The following is a 17,916-nucleotide window of genomic DNA, read 5'->3' as shown; positions in this document are numbered from 1 at the left end:
ACGCCTGATGACTGCCCTCCACGAGCGCGAACGGTCTACAGTGCACCGAGATGGACCATGGCCGATAGCATCTACACGAAGGGCATTGATACGGCGAGCATCGCTCGCGCCTCGCATTCTCGGCGAACGGCAACCCTGATGTACGATGACGATGGCCGTCGGATTGACTCGCGTCTGTCATGGGGCTTAGCTGGCGTGCGCGAGGCGCCCGCACGTCGGTGCTGGCGGCACTATTGCCTCTTTGGCCTGTTGGGCGCAGAGCAGGCGAATTCGCTCGTAACTTGGTGTTTCGTGGCAAATTTACCGCACAAGCGCTGTGTGTGCACCGATCTTCGTAAAAATCTTCCCGCGTTTCTGCGGAAGAATAGTGTATTACCAAGCGCCTCGCGTCCCCCTTGGGTGGCGCATCTCCCGGTATCCGCCGCGAGGCCTCTCCGGTACCCCAAAATACACAGGAGACAAATATGGGCGTCGACCGCCTCCCGTTCGGATCGCAGGATCCGCTACTGTTTGCCTACCAGCTGTCAGATAATCTGCGCGCCACCCGTGGCCGCATCTTTCTCACCGGGACGCAGGCGCTGGCGCGGCTCGCGTTGATGCAAAGCGCGCTAGACAAGGCGCGGGGGCTCAATACGGCAGGGTTCATCAGCGGCTATCGCGGCTCGCCGTTGGGCATGGTGGATCAGCAATTGTGGAAGGCTAAGCCCCATCTCGATGCGGGTGGCATCCGCTTCCTGCCGGCCGTCAACGAGGAACTCGGTGGCACCGCGGTACTCGGCACGCAGCGCGTGGAGGCCGACCCGCAGCGCACCGTCGACGGTGTGTTCGCGATATGGTATGGTAAGGGCCCGGGTGTGGATCGCGCCGGCGACGCGCTCAAGCACGGCAATGCGTATGGCTCGTCGCCGCACGGCGGCGTGCTGGTGGTGGCCGGCGACGATCATGGCTGCGTGTCCTCGTCAATGCCGCACCAGAGCGACTTTACTATGATCGCGTGGCAGATGCCGATCGTCAATCCGGCGAATGTCGCCGACATGCTCGAGTTCGGCTTGTACGGCTGGGCGCTGTCGCGGTTTTCGGGAAACTGGGTCGGCTTCAAGGCGATTTCTGAGACGGTCGAATCGGGCTCGACCGTGGACCTGGACGCGTTGCGAACCGAATGGTCCGCGCCGGCCGACTGTGTCAGCCCGCCGCACGGGCTACACAACCGCTGGCCCGATTTGCCGAGTCTGGCCATCGAGGCGCGCATGGCGGCTAAGCTTGACGCGGTCAGACATTTTGCGCGTGTCAACAGCATCGACAAGTGGGTGGCGCGCAGTACGCATGCGAACGTGGGCATCGTCACGTGCGGCAAGGCACACTTGGACCTGATGGAAGCTTTGCGGCGGCTCGGGCTCACGGTGCAGGATCTGGACGCCGCTGGTGTTCGCATTTACAAAGTCGGCCTGTCGTTCCCGCTCGAGATGACCCGCATTGACGCCTTCGTCAACGGGCTGTCAGAAGTACTCGTGATCGAGGAGAAAGGACCGGTCGTCGAGCAGCAGATCAAGGATAACTTGTTCAACCGCCGCGCCGATGCGCGGCCCGTGGTAATCGGTAAGCACGATGTGCAGGGGCGGCCATTGCTGTCGGCGCTCGGCGAGCTGCGTCCGTCGCGTGTGCTACCGGTATTCGCCGATTGGTTGGCACGCCACAAGCCGGCGTTGGACCGCCGCGAGCGGGTGGTCGAACTGGTCGCACCGCAGATCCTGTCGAACGCGGCCGATGTGGTGCGCCGGGTGCCGTATTTTTGTTCCGGCTGTCCACATAATACGTCGACCCGCGTGCCGGAGGGGTCGATCGCGCAGGCGGGCATTGGCTGCCACTTCATGGCCTCGTGGATGGAGCGGGATACGACCGGGCTGACCCAGATGGGCGGCGAGGGGGTGGATTGGGCCTCGCACTCGATGTTCACGAAGACGCCGCACGTATTCCAGAATCTGGGCGATGGCACGTATTTCCATTCCGGCTTGCTGGCGATTCGCCAGGCGGTGGCGGCGCGTACGAATATCACGTACAAAATCCTGTACAACGATGCAGTCGCGATGACCGGCGGGCAACCCGTGGACGGCAGTATCTCCGTGCCGCAGATCGCGCGGCAGGTCGAGGCCGAGGGCATTGCAGCGCTCGTCGTGGTCAGCGATGAGCCGCAGAAATACCAGGGGCACGAGGGGCTGTTTCCGCGCGGCACCACGTTTCAACCCCGCGCGCAACTCGATGAGGTGCAGCGTCGCCTGCGCGACACGCCCGGTGTTACCGTATTGATCTACGACCAGACCTGTGCCGCCGAGAAGCGGCGTCGCCGTAAGAAGGGCGAGCTCCCTGATCCGGATCGGCGCCTGTTCATCAACGAGGCGGTATGCGAGGGATGTGGCGATTGCGGCGTGCAGTCCAATTGCCTGTCCGTCGAGCCGCTGGAGACACCGTTGGGACGCAAGCGCCGTATCGAGCAATCATCGTGCAACAAGGACTACTCGTGTGTAAACGGCTTCTGCCCGAGCTTTGTGACCGTGCGGGGCGCGAAGCTGAAGCAGCCGGCCGGCACTGCATTTGACGTCAATGCATTATCCGCGGTGGCGGCGCGGCTGCCACGGCCGGCAACTCCATTGGGCGATGCACCGTACGATATTCTGGTGGCCGGCGTGGGCGGCACGGGTGTAGTCACCGCGGGTGCGCTGATCTCGATGGCTGCCCACCTGGATCGCAAGAGTGCATCAGTGCTCGATTTTATGGGATTCGCGCAAAAAGGTGGCGCGGTGCTGTCGTTCGTGCGGTTTGCCGCGACCGACGCGCTGCTGAACCAGGCGCGTATCGATACACAGCAGGCCGACTTGCTGCTGGCCTGCGACATGGTCGTGGGCGCGGGCGCCGACGCACTGCAAACGGTCCGGCATGGCCGTACCCGCATCATCGTCAATACCCATCCCATTCCGACCGCTTCGTTTGTCGGCAATCCTGATGCAGACCTTCACGCGCCAGCGTTGCTCGATAAGATGCGCTACGCAGCAGGTGACGAGCGACTCGAGACCTGCGATGCGCAGGCGCTCGCGCAACGGTTTCTCGGCGACAGGATCGGTTCCAACATTCTGATGCTCGGCTATGCGTGGCAGCGTGGCCTCGTGCCGGTATCACTCGATGCGATGCTGCGCGCGATCGAGTTGAACAACGTCGCGGTCAGCGCGAACAAGGTGGCATTCTCGCTCGGTCGGGTCGCCGCCGCGGATGCGGCGGCGCTCGACGGGCTGCTTCATACGCCGCGTGCCGAGGCCCCGACGCTGCCGTTCTCGGTGACGCCCGATGTCGCCACCGACGTGGACGCAGTGATTGCCGATCGCCAGGCTCGGCTGCTCGCCTATGGCGGGGCGCGGTACGTTGCGCGCTTTTGCGCGTTGCTCGACAAGGTACGTGAGGCGGAGCGGCGCCTGGCGCCCGGTGGCGCGGCAGCCGGGCACCGCAGTGAACCGTTGACGCGTGCAGTGGCGACGACCTTCTTCAAGCTGCTGGCTGTCAAAGACGAATACGAGGTCGCGCGCCTTTATAGCGACGGTACATTCCGGCAGGCGCTGCAGGCGCAATTTGACGGTGTGGCGGGACGCGATTTCCGTATCGAGTTCAACATGGCGCCCCCGGCACTCACGCACGCAGCTCTCGGGCAGCGGCCGAAGAAGGTGCGGCTGGGCCAATGGATGTGGCCTGCACTCGGTGTACTGGCCCGGCTCAAGGGATTGCGTGGCACGCCGCTGGATCCGTTCGGCAGAACGCTGGAAAGGCGCATGGAGCGGCAACTCGCGTTGGACTATGAGTCCAGCATCGATGCGCTGCTTGGCGTGCTTTCACCCGATACGTTGTCCGACGCGGTGCGGCTGGCTGAAGTCATGCAGCAAGTGCGTGGCTATGGACCGGTCAAGCTCGCCAGCGTGGTCGCAGCCAAGGCCCGCGAGCGCGCGCTCGCGCGGCGGCTTGGCATCGAGCCGGCGACCGGCGACGCGGTGCGGACCGCGCTCGAGCAGGCGCCCGCGACCGGCGCGTTGCGCGGTATACCGGTGGTGGCGCGCTGATTTGTCAGCCGCGAGCGCGGTGGCTGGCCTAGTGGCGCGTCGGCCTGCTGGTCGGTTGGCCGGCGATGCCGCCCGTTGCGTCAGATCATGGCGACTGCGATGGTGCCGCTGGGCCGTTCGTCGGCCGGATCCGGCCGCCAATCTACGTCGGTGCACAGCATGCACGGTCGCTCGCCGACCCACGTAGCGATCGGCAGCGGCCGTCTCATCGAGCAGGTAGCATCGCGACGCGTGCTCCAGCGACAGGAAGTTCCAGCATACCGCGGACAACGGCTCGCCGGCCGCAAACCGCTGTGCCGCACGCTTCATCGGATGAGAAAGCCAGCTCTGTACTCGTTCTGTGATGCTTGCTGGCCGCGATGGACACCGCAACGGCGCGCCGCGCCCGGTTTCGCGCGTACCAGTATGGTGCGCGTACTTCATCGGGGGAATCCGTCACGCGGAACTGTGTATCTTCGTTTCACCTCATTGTGCACATGCAAATCGTTTTTAATATTCTCATTCTGCTGTTGGCCGTCGCGGCGTCGGGGCTGATCGACCGGCTGGTACACGTCCCGCTGCCGATGCCGCTGATTCAGATCCTCGTCGGCGCCGCGCTTGCCTTCGCGCCGCTGGACCTGGCGACGCAGCTGCGGCTGGACCCGGAGATCTTTATGCTGCTGGTCATTCCGCCGCTGCTTTTTGCCGACGGATGGCGGATCCCGAAGCGCGAATTCTTCATGCAACGCCGCGCGATCCTCATGTTGGCGCTGTTTCTGGTACTTTTCACCGTCGCCGGTCTGGGCTACTTCATCCATTGGATGATCCCGCAGATGCCGCTGCCGGTCGCCTTTGCGCTGGCTGCTGTACTGTCGCCGACCGATGCAGTCGCGCTCAGCGGCATCGCCGGCCCTGGGCGCATTCCACCCCACCTGATGCACATTCTCGAAGGCGAGGCGTTGATGAACGACGCGTCAGGGTTGGTCGCGTTTAAGTTCGCGGTCGCCGCGGCGGTCACGGGCGTGTTTTCGCTGCGTGACGCCACGATCGGTTTTGTGCTGATCGCCGCCGGCGGGCTGCTGGTCGGCGCGGCCATCGCATGGGCGGTCAGCTTCGTGTCCAGCCGCCTGTCGCAGCTGCCCGGCGACGGTGACCCGGCGGCCGGCGCACTGGTCACGTTGCTGATACCGTTTGCTGCGTACCTGTTCGCCGAACATCTGGGATTGTCCGGCATCCTGTCTGCGGTGTCGGCTGGGATGGCAATGAACTATGCGCCGATCGCGCACGTGGGTCCGCTGGATATACGGGTGCGTACGCAGAGTGCATGGTCGCTGATCGAATTCGTTTTCAACGGCGTCGCGTTCACGCTGCTCGGCATGCAGTTCCCGCACCTGATCGCGCCGGTGCTGATCGACGCGCATCATAGTAGCGCGACAGACTTCTGGACGTTGCTCAGCCAGCTCGCTGCAGTGATTATCGTGCTGTATGCGTTGCGCTTCGTCTGGGTCTGGTTGCTGCGCTGGTTCGCCAGCCGCCGCGCGTCTCGGCAAGGTGTCAAGGGCGCGGTGCCGGGCTTGCGGATCGTCGCGCTGACGACCGTGGCCGGCGTGCGCGGTGCGATCACGCTGGCCGGCGTGCTGTCACTGCCGATCGCGCTGCCGGATGGCACGCCGCTGCCCGCTCGGGAGCTAGCGGTGTTCATTGCGTCGAGCGTGATATTAGCGTCGCTCGCCATTGGCCTAATCGGACTGCCACTGCTCACGAGCGGTGTGCGGCGCGGCGTTGATCCGCACGCGCAAGAAGAGCGCGACGCGCGCGTGGCGGCCGCCGACGCAGCGATCCGCGCAATCGATGGCGAGCTGACGTCACTGAGCGCCGGCGAGGACACCGCACGCGCAGCGGCTGCTGGCGACGTGGCGGCGCGCCTGTGCGACGCATACCGGCATCGCAAGGCCAGGTTGGGCGAGGAGCAAGCGCAACGGCAGCAGGCGCGACTCACCGAGAGCGTCGAGGTGCAGATGCGTTTTGCCGCGATGCGCGCGGAGCGCATGGCGCTGGTGCGGTTGCGCGGGGCCAATCGGATCAACGACGTGACGCTGAATAAGCTGATTCGCGAGATCGACCTGTCCGAGACGGCGCTATCCACGCGCGCCGGTAAGCGACGGTTATGATGGCGGGCGCGTACAACGATGAGCGAACAACGACAACCAAGCAACGACAACCAAGCAACGACAACCAAGCAACGACAGCCAACAACGACAGCCAACAACGACAGCCAACAACGACAGCCAACAACGACAATCGAAGGATAGCCTTTATGTTTGATTCCTACTTTCCATGCTGGCGTAGGGTCAGCGGCGTAGCCGGGCGCTCCAGCGTGCCGCCCGGTGTCATTGCACCCGACGAGCGGCTGCCGGTCGCACAGACGCTGGCGATGGGCGTGCAGCATGTGGTCGCGATGTTCGGCTCGACCATACTCGCGCCGTTGTTGATGGGATTCGATCCGAACCTGTGCGTCCTGATGTCGGGTATCGGCACGCTGCTGTTTTTTGTGTTGGTCGGCGGCCGCGTGCCGAGTTACCTTGGATCGAGTTTTGCGTTCATTGGACTGGTGATCGCCGCCACGGGCTACACTGGGCAGGGTCCGAATCTGAACGTGCCGGTCGCGTTGGGCGGCATCGTCGCGTGCGGCGTTGTCTATACGGCGATCGGGCTGTGGGTGACCGTGGTCGGCACGAGCTGGATCGAGAAGCTGATGCCGCCGGTGGTCACCGGCGCGGTGGTGGCCGTGATCGGCCTGAACCTTGCGCCGATCGCAGTTAAGGGCGTCACGGCGACGACATTCGATGCGGCGATGGCGTTGCTGACCGTGGTCACCGTCGGCATAATCGCCGTGTTCACGCGCGGCATCGTGCAACGGCTGTTGATTCTCGTCGGACTGGCGCTTGCCTATGCGATGTATGCGCTCGTCACCAACGGGCTTGGGCTGGACGAGCCGATCGACTTTTCGGTCGTTGCTCGCGCCGCCTGGTTCGGGATGCCGCGATTCGCGACGCCGGTATTCCAAATGCCGGCGATGTCGCTGCTGGCGCCGGTCGCGGTGATCCTGGTCGCGGAGAACCTTGGTCACATCAAGGCAGTCGGCGCAATGACCGGCCAGAGCCTGGACCAATATATTGGCCGTGCGTTCGTCGGCGACGGTTTGGCCACCATCGTGTCGGGCCTCGCTGGCGGTACTGGCGTGACGACATACGCGGAGAATATCGGCGTGATGGCCGCCACAAAGATCTACTCGACGCTCGTATTTGTGGTGGCCGCGCTGATCGCGGTCGTGCTCGGTTTCTCGCCGAAGTTCGGTGCGCTCATCGCGACGATCCCAGGCCCCGTCCTCGGCGGCGTATCGATCGTCGTATTCGGGCTGATCGCGGTGACCGGCGCGCGCATTTGGGTCGAGAACCGCGTCGATTTCACCGAAAACCGTAATCTGATCGTGGCCGCAGTCACGCTGGTGCTGGGCGCGGGCGACTTTACGGTGCACCTGGGCAACTTCGCGCTCGGCGGCATTGGCACCGCAACGTTCGGCGCTATCTTGCTGTACGCGCTGTTGCGCCGGCACGGGCGCTAGCACGCCTGCCCTCGTTAGTACCCGCGCTTGCGTTGTACGAGGCCAGCGACCGGCTCGTCGCGCTCGAGCACCGCACCGCGACCGGCGGCCATTCAGACCGTCTTCGAGTACTGCACCGCGACGCTGGAGGTATCCACATAGCGGTCGAACGTCATGCAGATATTGCGAATCAGCAGCCGGCCGCGCATCGGTACGACGATGCCCTCATTGTCTACCGACACCAGCCCGTCGGCTTGCAGTGCACGCAGGCGCTCCAGCTCCTGCTCGAAATACGACGAGAAGCGTATGCCGTACGTCGCCTCGACCTGCGCGAAGCGCAAGGAGAATGCACACATCAATTGCCCTATCACGTCTCGTCGCAGCTGGTCATCGGCGTTCAGCCGCCAGCCACGAGAAAGCGGCAGCTCGCCGCGGCGCACCCGAGCCTCGTAGCGCTCGACGTCCTTTTCGTTTTGCGCGTAGACATCGTCGATGCGGCCAATCGAGGACGCACCGATGCCCAATACGTCGCAGTCAGCGTGGGTGCTGTAGCCTTGAAAGTTGCGGTGCAGCGTGCCGTTGCGTTGCGCGATCGCCAGCTCGTCGTCCGGCCGGGCAAAATGATCCATCCCGATATAGACGTAGCCGGCGTCGCTGAGCCGTTCGATGACTAACTGCAGGATCGCCAGCCGCTGCGCGGGCGATGGCAGCGCGTTCGAATCGATCTGGCGCTGCATCTTGAACAGATGCGGCAGGTGGGAGTAAGCGAACACTGACAGCCGGTCCGGTGCAAGTTCGATGATGGTGTCGAGCGTGCGCGCATAGCTCGATACCGTCTGGTGCGGCAACCCATAGATCAAATCGACGCTGATCGACTTGTAGCCACTCTCGCGTGCCTGGCGGATCGCGCCGGCTGTCATCTCGTGTGGCTGGAGCCGGTTGACCGCTTGCTGCACGAGCGGATCGAAATCTTGTACGCCCAGGCTCAGACGGTTGAAGCCCATCTCGCGCAGCACTGCGATTGTCGAATCGTCAATCGCGCGAGGATCGATCTCGATTGAATACTCGACGTCGTTCCAATCCGGCGTGAGTGTGAAATGCTCGCCGATCCAGTTCATCAACTGCATGATTTGAAGCCGGCACAGGAACGTTGGCGTGCCGCCCCCCCAATGCAGTTGGCGTATCCGCCGGCCTTGTCCGAACAGCGTCGATTGCAGCGCAAGCTCCCGGCTCAGCGTTTCGACGTAGCGGTCGGCGCGGCTGCGGTTTTTCGTGACGACTTTGTTGCAGCCACAGTAAAAGCAAACGGTGTCGCAAAATGGAAGATGCACATACAGGGATAAGTCCCCGCCACGCGCATTGGACCGTTGGATGGCGCCTTGGTATGTCTCGACGTTCAGCGATGAATTGAACAACGCCGCGCTCGGATAGGACGTGTAGCGGGGGCCGTCGAGCGCGTAGCGACTGATCAACTCAGCATCGAACAGGTCGCGGGTGGTCGTCATGCGGGTGATGTCCTTGTGCGGTGCGCGGTGGCTTGCTCGGCTCTGGAGCCGAGCAGCGGCAACAAACTTTAGTCCACATACGAGTATGCCAGTGCCAGCGGTTCGGCCCATTGACAGAAATCAAAGCAGGTCTATCTTGGCATGGCGAGCGCCTATTCTGTGCCGACGGCATGCGCTACCGGAACGAAATTTTCTTTCCAGAGCAGGCGCAACAAGCGCCATGGTCTTCGGCTGCCCTACTTTTGGGCGCTGGTTACAATGCGATTTTTAGACTGGGGAAAGGGGATGGCGATTCACCGTGCAAAATGGCTCGTGTTGGCGGTGTGCCTGATATTAGCGCTAGCAGCGACGGAGGGCGCGCGTGCCAACGAGTCGCTGCTGAATGTGTCATATGACGTTACGCGCGAACTCTATGAGGATATCAACGCCAGCTTCGTCGCCAGCTATACGAAGAGCACAGGCGAATCCATATCGATCAGGCAGTCGCACGGTGCATCAACTTCCCAGGCGTTGTCCGTGCTATACGGGCGGCAGGCCGATATCGTAACGATGAACCATCCAACGGATATCGATCTGCTCGTTCAGCGTGGGAAACTTTTGCCTGAAAACTGGCGTACGCGGCTGCCGAATTCGAGCAGCCCTTATTCGACTACGGTGGTGTTCGTTGTGCGTAAGGGTAATCCGAAAAAGATTAGGGACTGGGATGACCTCGCGCGGCCGGGTATTCAGGTCATTATGGTCCACCCCAAAACATCGGGTAACGGCCGTTATACCTATTTGGCTGCATGGGGCTACAAACTGCAGCGGGGAGGGGATGACGCTCAGGCGAAGAAATTTGTGAAAGCGATTATGGCTGATACGCCGACGTTTGATACCGGGGGGCGAGGCGCAACGATGACGTTCACGCAGCATGGTATCGGCGACGTACTCGTGACGTTCGAGAATGAAGTGGCTTCTATCATAGGTGGCGAAGGGGGAGAGAACTATGAAGCGATATATCCGTCGATAAGCTTGCTTGTTGAGCCGCCGGTTGCCCTGGTGGACAAGGTCGTCGACGAGCGCAACACGCGTGAGCAAGCCCAGGCGTATCTCAATTACCTATGGTCGCCTAAGGCGCAGCAAATCATCGCAAATCACCATTTTCGACCACGCGACGCGACGATATTGGCGATGCATTCAGCGAAGTTTCCAGCAATTAAGACGTTTACTGTCGAACAGGTATTTGGTGGTTGGGCTAAAGCGGAGCAAACGCATTTTATCGACGGCGGAACGCTTGACGAAATAGTTCCGCAAAAGCGTCGATAGCGGCCTGAGATACACGGCGTGCATGAAGTGCCGCGCGCCGTTCAAGCGGGGGGCGGCTGCCTCCTGCGGCTATAGCCAGTACGAGCGTTACGCGATGTGCAGTCCCAGCCGGGCGAACAGCGCGCAGTCCTTGGCCAGCTGCGGGTGCCCCGGTTCCAGCAAGGGGTCTGCGTAGAGTACGGCGTTGGCGCCGGCAAAAAAGCATAGCGCCTGCAGCGCATCGTCCATGTGCTCGCGTCCGGCCGACAGGCGGATCACTGCCGTGGGCATTGTGATGCGCGCGACGGCAATCGTGCGGACGAACTCGAACGGGTCGAGCGCCGTGGCATCGGCTTGCGGCGTGCTCTTCACGCGCATCAGAGCGTTGATTGGCACCGATTCTGGGTAGGGCGTCATGTTCGCCAGTTGTGCAATCAACCCGGCCCGGTCGCGGCGCGACTCGCCCAGCCCGACGATGCCGCCGCAACACACCGCGATGCCCGCATTGCGCACTCGCTCGAGCGTGTCCAGGCGGTCCTGATAAGTGCGGGTCGAAATGATTTGCCCATAGAACTCGGGCGAGGTGTCGAGATTGTGGTTGTAGTAGTCCAGTCCCGCATCGCGCAGTGCCTTGGCCTGCTCGTCGTTGAGCATGCCCAGCGTGGCGCAGGTCTGGAGCCCGAGCGCCTTAACGCCGCGGATCATCTCCAGGATCTTGTCCCAATGCCGCGCCTTTGGATTGCGCCATGCGGCGCTTAGGCAGAACCGGCTCGCGCCGCTTTCCTTGGCCGCGCGGGCTGCACTGAGCACGTCGTGCAGCGACATGAGCGGCGCCGCCTTCAGTCCCATGCCAGGGTGAGAGGATGAAGGGCAGCGGGCGCAGTCTTCCTCGCACCCGGCGTTTCTGATCGACAGCAGCGCTGACAGCTCGATGGCGTTTGGAGCGCAGTGGTCGCGATGTGTTTGCTGCGCACGCAACAGCAGATCGCCCAGCGGCAGTTCGTACAAGGCAGCGATGTCGCAGGTGCTCCAGAGCATGGTGTGCTGGTTACGCGTGACATCGGTGGTACTGCTGCGTTCGGCCCTCGCTGTACTGATGTCGCCCAGCGCGCATGTATCTGAACCGCCCCGAGCAATGGACGCTGGCAGGCCAGTGTGGGCCGTGCTTTGGGTCATAGTCATCGGTCTATCCCCGTTTCTGTCGAATCCGCTTGAATGTGCGCGGATTGATGCACATCGGCCAGTTTCCCACGGGGGTACGTCCTAGGCAGCGCCGATTGTCGGATTCCGTAAGCAGATTTACCAACGGGGTATGGTTTGCCGCCAAGGCCCGGACTAGCGCGCGTCAGTGCCCAAGCCGCTCGAGCAGTGCGTCGATATCGATGTACGTTGCCGCTTCCTCGGTGCGCTTGCCGTCGCGATCGTAGAGCCATGCCCCGGCGCCGCGCGCAACAGCGATCAATGGCAACTGCTCATGGTGCTTCATCTGCGTGCACGGATGCCACACTGCGCGCAGGCTACGGGAAATCAGATCAGACGAATTGTTCTTCAAAGTCTACAGTCATACGAATTACCCGGCGCCAGTCAACGGCCCGCCCAGACGACGGCGTTGTCCACTGCGTACAGCTGGCACGGATCGCGGCTGTGTTTCTGGCAATTGTCCAGCGCGACCGATACGGGATCGTCGCCCCCTTCGGCCCATGACCACGCACCACTGTCGGACAGCGCAAACGCGCGGCTCGGGTATTGTTTCAGGAATGTCTCATAGCCTTTGCGGCCGCTGTCATTTATGTAGGGGACTGCATCAATCGCGTCGATCGACGCATAGCCGGTCGGCTGCACAGCAGGCGTATCCTCGACGCGATAGCGCACGGCGGTGGGCATGCCGATCTGCGTGAGGAACTGCTGGGTTGGCGGCCACCAGAGCGCAATCCCGTCGCGATCCCCGACGATCCGGTGTGCATTGTCCTTGTAGAAGCCGAAATCCACAAGTTCTGCATGTGCACCGCCGGTTACGTAAGCACTGTACATCTGCGCCACCAGCTGTGGTGACCAGAACGAGTCGTTTTCGCCGTAGAACCACAGCGACGGCAGTCGCACTTTACCGCCATAAGTGGCGAACGCGTGCGTCAGGTTGTGCTGCCAGCTGCTGCATGCGTCCTGACGCAGTCCGCCGGCAAAGTTCAGCAGGCCGCGTACGCCGCGCTGCGGCCGCTGCCCATACGCGATCGTCGTCAGCCCACCGTGCGAAGCGCCGGCTACGACGATATGCTGCGCGTCGATATACGGCTGCGTTGACATGTAGGCGATCGTGGCCGTTACATCTTGCGCCTGGGCCAAGCCATTGTCGGCGACATCGCAACCGTGCTCGACATAGGCGCCGCCCGACTGCGCGAAACCCTGCCAATTCGGCGCTTCGCCTGCCCCTGCTCATATCGGATGCACCGGCGTCGCACAATCGCGGCAGGCGGCACGCGGGCCGGTGACGGGATATGAGGTAGGGTCGGCCTCATCGGCAAGGCTTCAAGCTTAAGCAATCAAAAATCGCCGGTGGTGATTAATCGAGTATGTCGCCGTCAACGTAGCGCCACCGACCGTCGTCACCGCGGCAAAACCGGCTCAGCTCGTGCAGCCGCTGTGCGCGCCCGCCACCTGCACCGGCGCTTCGGTAGCGCGCGATGAACTCGACCCGGCTATGCGCATCATCGTCGCTGACGTGTTGCTTGACCGTCAAGCCGAGCCAGCGGGTTGGTGTATCGGCGTTGCAGCTGAGATCCGGTGGACAGGTGGCAGGATCCCACGTCTGGCGCAAGTAGTCGAACGCATGGAGCGTATAGGCGGTATAGCGCGAGCGCATCAACTCGAGCGCCGAGGGCGCCGCTTCGCCGTCTTCGATGAAGCGCGCGCAGCAGGGGCCATAACGTGCCGAGCGGCCTTGCTGCATTGCGCCGCAGGGGCACGGCGCCTCGGGCGACAAGTGCAGACGTGCTGCGGGCCATGCGCGGGGCGTGTGCGGTGTGCTGTTCAAAACAGTTCGATCCCCATCGCGGTGGCTTCGCCGCCGCCAATGCACAGGCTTGCGACACCCCGCTTCAGGCCGCGTTGGCGCAGCGCGCCGATCAGCGTCGCGATGATGCGCGCACCCGAGGCGCCAATCGGATGGCCCAGCGCACAGGCGCCGCCATGCACGTTGACTTTCTCGTGGGGTAAGCGGTGTTCCTTCATCGCGGCCAGGGTGACGACCGCGAACGCTTCGTTGATTTCGTACAAGTCGACGTCCTGCGCGCGCCAACCATTCTTGTCGAGCAGCTTCGCGATCGCGCCGACCGGCGCGGTCGTGAACAGATTGGGCGCCTGCGCATGCGTGCTGTGGCCGACCACTCGGGCTACCGGGCGCAACTCGCCAGTGTACGCGAACGCGTCGGCGCGCGAAGCGCGCATCATCACGAGCGCGGCCGCGCCGTCGGAGATCGACGATGCATTGGCGGCCGTGATGGTGCCGTCCTTGCGGAACGCTGGTTTGAGCGTCGGGATCTTGTCTAGGTTTGCCTTGAACGGTTGCTCGTCACGTGACACGATCGCCTGGCTGGCGCGCGCGTTCACAGTAACCGGCACAATCTCCCAGTCGAACAAGCCGTTCTCGCTGGCTGCCTTCGCGCGCTGCAGCGAGGCGATCGCGAACGCATCCTGTTCTTCACGGGAGAATCCATATGACGCCGCACACTCCTCGGCGAAGGCGCCCATCAGCCGACCGCCGCCGCGCTCGTCCTTCAGATACGCATCCTCCAGGCCATCGAAGAACATATGGTCGATCAGTTGCGCATGACCCATGCGCAACCCAGCGCGGGCTCTGGGCAGCAGGTAAGGTGCCTGCGTCATGCTTTCCATGCCACCGGCTACGACGACCTGCGCGGTGCCCGCCGCCAGCATGTCGTGCGCGAACATCGCGGCGCGCATGCCGGAACCGCACATCTTGTTGATCGTCGTGCAGCCGGTGGACAGCGGCAGCCCTGCGCCCAAAGCTGCCTGGCGCGCCGGCGCCTGGCCAACTCCGGCGGGCAGCACGCACCCCATCACCACCTCGTCGACCTGCGAGGGCTCCAAGCGCGCCCGTTGCAGTGCGGCGCTAATCGCCGCAGCGCCGAGCTGCGGGCAAGTCAGCGACGCGAAACCGCCCTGGAAACTAGTAATCGGCGTACGGGCGACGTTGGCGATCACGATCGGATCGTGTTCGATGGAGTCAGTCATCGGGGTGTTGTGTTCAAATCGAGGGGTTTCCTGGTTCGATTCAGCGCGTGACGCCGGCAGCTGGTTCGCCTTGGTGTACGTGGCCGACGGCTGCCGCCAGGCGCGCCGCATCGTCGGCGAGCACGTCGTTTGGATGAGGCGGCGGCGCCGCATCGGCTGGACGGTTGCGCTTTAGGGCATCCACGCATAGCGCATAGGTTGTATCCAGCTCGCCCGGCTCGCAGATCGTCATGCCCAGGTTGCGCATCTTGCCGTCGTGCACGCCGTACACCCAGCCATGCACGGTGAGCTGCTGGCCCCGTTGCCACGCATCGCTCACGATCGTCGTGCGGCACACGTTGACCACCTGCTCAATCGTGTTGAGCTCGACGAGCCGGTGGTGCCGTGCCTGGCCCAGCGGCCATTCGGCAAGCAGCGCCGCGTGCTTGCCGTGCACATCCTGGATGTGATGCAGCCAGTTGTCAGCCAATCCGACGCGCGTGCCGAACAGCGCGGCACGCACACCAGAGCAGCCATAGTGGCCAACCACCATGATGTGCTTGACCTTGAGCAACTCGACGGCGAACTGGATCACTGACAGGCAGTTCAGGTCCGAGTGCACGACCACGTTGGCAATGTTCCGGTGCACGAACACTTCGCCGGGCGGTAAGCCGATGATCTGGTTTGCGGGCACGCGCGAGTCGGAGCAGCCGATCCACAGGTACTCCGGGTTCTGTTGCTCGGCCAGTCTCGCGAAGTACTGGGGGTCTTCACTGAGCTTGCGTTCGACCCACAGCCGGTTTTTTTCAAACAGGTGTGCAAGCGGTTCGGACGCGGGAGTGGACGGTTTTTGGGGAGAGGACGGTTTTTGATCCATGGTCATCGTTTCGTTTGTGGGTCGTGCTTCGTACATTGCTTGTCGGTCAGGTCTCATGCAACGGCGGCGCGTGGCGTATGTTGGCCAGCGGCTTCGCGGCGCGGGCCGCCGCGAAGCATTCGGGGTAACGCACGCAAAATCGCTCGCTGCGTTCATAGGGAAAGAAATCGGGTAACATGCCAGCTAGTAACTGCTCTTTTGTCGACTGCCACAACGCCGGGTCGAAGAAATCCGGGTGGTGACGCAGAAATGCGGCGCGCACGCGCGGCTCACCGAGCAGGAACGTGCCGTAAGTCTGCGGGAAGATATCGTGCGGGCCGATCGCGTACCAGGGCTCGTCCGACATCTCGTCCTCATCATGACGCGGTGGCGGCACGCGGCGCACATTGCAGTCCGTCAGGTACTCGATCTCGTCGTAATCGTAGAAGACGACGCGGCCGTGACGCGTCACGCCGAAGTTCTTATATAGCATGTCGCCGGGGAAAATGTTGGCCTTGATCAATTCCTTGATCGCGTCGCCGTATTCCTTGATGCCGTGATCGATCTGCTCGTCCGTGCCATTGTGCAGATACAGGTTCAGCGGCGTCATGCGGCGCTCAATGTACAGATGGCGGATCACTACGGTGTCGCCCTCGTACTCGATCATTGACGGCGCGTACCTCTCCAGTTCCTTGATCAGCGCATCGTCCAACCGCGACAGCGGCAACGCGACGTCCGAATACTCGAGCGTGTCGGCCATTCGGCCGAGGCGGTCGTGCCGCTTGACGAGCTGGTACTTGGCCTGGATCTGCTCGCGCGTCGTCTCCTTCGGCGGCGGGAAACTGTCCTTGATCAGCTTAAACACATAAGGGAACGAGGGCAGCGTGAACACCAGCATCACCAAGCCCTTGATGCCGGGAGCGATGATGAACTTGTCGCTGGAGTGCGATAGGTGATGCAGCAGGTCGCGGTAGAACAGGTTCTTGCCCTGTTTTTGCAGGCCCACCGACGTGTAGATCTCGGCCTTCGGCTTACCCGGCATGATCGAGCGCAGAAACTGCACGGTTGCCGATGGGACCTCCATGTCGACGAGGAAGTACGAGTGCGAGAAGCTGAAGATAATCAGGATTTGCTCGCGTCGCAACAGCACCGTATCCAGCGTCAGCCGGCTGTCCGCGGTATGGCGGATCGGCACTGAGAACGGGATCACATGCTCGCCGTTGATGATCCGCCCGACGATGTAGGCTGCCTTGTTGCGGAAGAACAGCGACGACAGCACGTGGATCTGGAAGTTGAACGCCGCGTCGAACTCGCCAAACGCGTCGTGAATCGAGCGCATCACGCAGCTCACGTCGCGTGGCAGATCCTCGAATGGCACATCGAGCTGGAAATTCGTGACGATGCGCTCCAGCGTCGACGCGAGCCCGTCGGCTTCCGGGTAGTATGCGCGATACGTGGGCTTGGCCGCCGGCTCGTCGTTCTCGATGTATTCGGTCGAGATGGCCGGGCGCACGAAAATGAAATCGTTATTGAAATACGAGCGGTGCAAGATCTTGCAGCACACCGAGTTGAAGAACGTCTCCGCGCACTCGGGTTGCCGGTGGTGGGTCAGTAGCCCAATGTAGTGCAATTTGATCTGCGGCCAGACTTCGTCGTCGATGTTCTCCGCGTCATACTCGTCCTCGAGCAGCTTGACGCACTCGCGCACCCGGTCGTCGTACGAGGTGATCCGCTCGCGCGCGAGCTTTGGCAACCCGTGCCAGTCGCCGCGCTCGAACTGGCGTTTCGCATCGATCGCGGCTTCGCGAAAGATCTGGTAGTGACGGTTGAAGCCATCCAGAATCGTCTGCGCAAGGTCAAAGCCGATCTGCGAAGACAGCAGTTTCGGGAAATGTTTCATCAATTTAGCGTCTTTTGCTGCGGTTCAGTCGCCGCATCATGCCGCTGCGACGACTCAAGCAGCGCTCGCGCTTGCGCTTCGTACTGGGCAAGATCCTCGAGCGTCGCGCTCAAATCTTCCAATTGACGCTCCAGCGCCTGCCGGTGCTCGGTTAGCGTGGTGAGAAAGGCCTGAAGCTGCGTGACCGTGTCGGTTGGCGATTCGTACAGCTCGAGCAGGGTGCGGACCTCGGATAGCGTGAAGCCGAGCCGCTTGCCGCGCAACGTCAGCTTCAACCGCGTGCGGTCCCGCGCTGAGAATACGCGGCGTAGGCCGCTCGCGCCTTCGCGGCTCGGCGACAGCAGGCCCTGGTCCTCGTAAAAACGGATCGCCCGCGGCGTCACGCCGAATTCACGGGCTAATTCAGTAATGGTGTAGTGCGTCGGCATGTCGGCGGCAACATGGATACAATGCACGTTTACGTT

11 protein-coding genes and 3 pseudogenes are annotated in these 17,916 nt (G+C 62.6%); 4 read left to right on the top strand and 10 right to left on the bottom strand.

Features of this window, described 5'->3' with window-relative positions:
• Nucleotides 1–464 precede the first annotated feature (464 nt).
• Nucleotides 465–4,097 (top strand): indolepyruvate ferredoxin oxidoreductase family protein, encoded by a 3,633-nt coding sequence (locus KQH55_RS13220; RefSeq protein WP_235091338.1) that lies wholly within the window; start codon nucleotides 465–467, stop codon nucleotides 4,095–4,097.
• A gap of 156 nt (nucleotides 4,098–4,253) precedes the next feature.
• Here KQH55_RS13220 and KQH55_RS16995 read toward each other — a convergent pair.
• Nucleotides 4,254–4,403, bottom strand: a pseudogene (locus tag KQH55_RS16995) (EAL domain-containing protein); the annotation flags it as partial.
• 170 nt (nucleotides 4,404–4,573) lie between these two features.
• Here KQH55_RS16995 and KQH55_RS13215 point away from each other — a divergent pair.
• Nucleotides 4,574–6,247 carry a Na+/H+ antiporter gene (locus tag KQH55_RS13215; protein ID WP_235091336.1) on the top strand — a complete coding sequence of 558 codons (1,674 nt, stop codon included), beginning with the start codon at nucleotides 4,574–4,576 and terminating at the stop codon, nucleotides 6,245–6,247.
• Nucleotides 6,248–6,393: 146 nt separating this feature from the next.
• A complete protein-coding gene (locus KQH55_RS13210; protein ID WP_235091329.1) occupies nucleotides 6,394–7,701 on the top strand; it encodes a solute carrier family 23 protein in 1,308 nt (435 codons plus the stop codon).
• A 92-nt stretch (nucleotides 7,702–7,793) separates the two neighbouring features.
• Here the strand turns inward: KQH55_RS13210 and hemN are convergent, their stop codons facing one another.
• Nucleotides 7,794–9,185, bottom strand: coding sequence for an oxygen-independent coproporphyrinogen III oxidase (hemN, locus tag KQH55_RS13205; RefSeq protein WP_076796480.1), 1,392 nt, complete (start codon nucleotides 9,183–9,185; stop codon nucleotides 7,794–7,796).
• Nucleotides 9,186–9,470: 285 nt separating this feature from the next.
• On the opposite strand from hemN, the gene KQH55_RS13200 reads away from it, so the two are divergent.
• Nucleotides 9,471–10,490 carry a sulfate ABC transporter substrate-binding protein gene (locus KQH55_RS13200; protein WP_076785967.1) on the top strand — a complete coding sequence of 340 codons (1,020 nt, stop codon included), beginning with the start codon at nucleotides 9,471–9,473 and terminating at the stop codon, nucleotides 10,488–10,490.
• 87 nt (nucleotides 10,491–10,577) lie between these two features.
• On the opposite strand, the gene bioB is transcribed toward KQH55_RS13200, so the two are convergent.
• The 8 genes and pseudogenes from bioB to KQH55_RS13160 form a co-directional block, all read right to left on the bottom strand.
• Complete coding sequence (gene bioB, locus KQH55_RS13195) at nucleotides 10,578–11,507, bottom strand: biotin synthase BioB (protein ID WP_235091471.1); 930 nt, start codon at nucleotides 11,505–11,507, stop codon at nucleotides 10,578–10,580.
• A 355-nt stretch (nucleotides 11,508–11,862) separates the two neighbouring features.
• Nucleotides 11,863–12,021, bottom strand: a pseudogene (locus KQH55_RS13190) (adenosylmethionine--8-amino-7-oxononanoate aminotransferase BioA); the annotation flags it as partial.
• A 44-nt stretch (nucleotides 12,022–12,065) separates the two neighbouring features.
• Nucleotides 12,066–12,884: pseudogene (locus tag KQH55_RS13185) on the bottom strand (dienelactone hydrolase family protein); the annotation flags it as partial.
• A 142-nt stretch (nucleotides 12,885–13,026) separates the two neighbouring features.
• Nucleotides 13,027–13,452, bottom strand: a complete 426-nt coding sequence (locus KQH55_RS13180; RefSeq protein ID WP_255710802.1) for a YchJ family metal-binding protein — start codon at nucleotides 13,450–13,452, stop codon at nucleotides 13,027–13,029.
• A gap of 41 nt (nucleotides 13,453–13,493) precedes the next feature.
• Complete coding sequence (locus KQH55_RS13175; protein WP_235091327.1) at nucleotides 13,494–14,717, bottom strand: acetyl-CoA C-acetyltransferase; 1,224 nt, start codon at nucleotides 14,715–14,717, stop codon at nucleotides 13,494–13,496.
• A gap of 40 nt (nucleotides 14,718–14,757) precedes the next feature.
• On the bottom strand, nucleotides 14,758–15,573 hold the full coding sequence (gene can / locus KQH55_RS13170; RefSeq protein ID WP_235091325.1) for a carbonate dehydratase: 816 nt from the start codon (nucleotides 15,571–15,573) through the stop codon (nucleotides 14,758–14,760).
• A 46-nt stretch (nucleotides 15,574–15,619) separates the two neighbouring features.
• Entirely contained in the window at nucleotides 15,620–17,452 is a 1,833-nt protein-coding gene (gene aceK / locus KQH55_RS13165) for a bifunctional isocitrate dehydrogenase kinase/phosphatase (protein WP_235091323.1), read from the bottom strand.
• Nucleotides 17,452–17,880 (bottom strand): MerR family DNA-binding transcriptional regulator, encoded by a 429-nt coding sequence (locus KQH55_RS13160; RefSeq protein ID WP_076797297.1) that lies wholly within the window; start codon nucleotides 17,878–17,880, stop codon nucleotides 17,452–17,454. The genes aceK and KQH55_RS13160 overlap by 1 nt, the downstream gene beginning before the upstream one ends.
• Between the last annotated feature and the right edge of the window lie 36 nt (nucleotides 17,881–17,916).

The sequence above is a fragment of the Mycetohabitans sp. B3 genome, assembly GCF_021498065.1.
Classification (GTDB): domain Bacteria; phylum Pseudomonadota; class Gammaproteobacteria; order Burkholderiales; family Burkholderiaceae; genus Mycetohabitans.
This window is presented reverse-complemented; position numbering and strand designations above follow the sequence as displayed.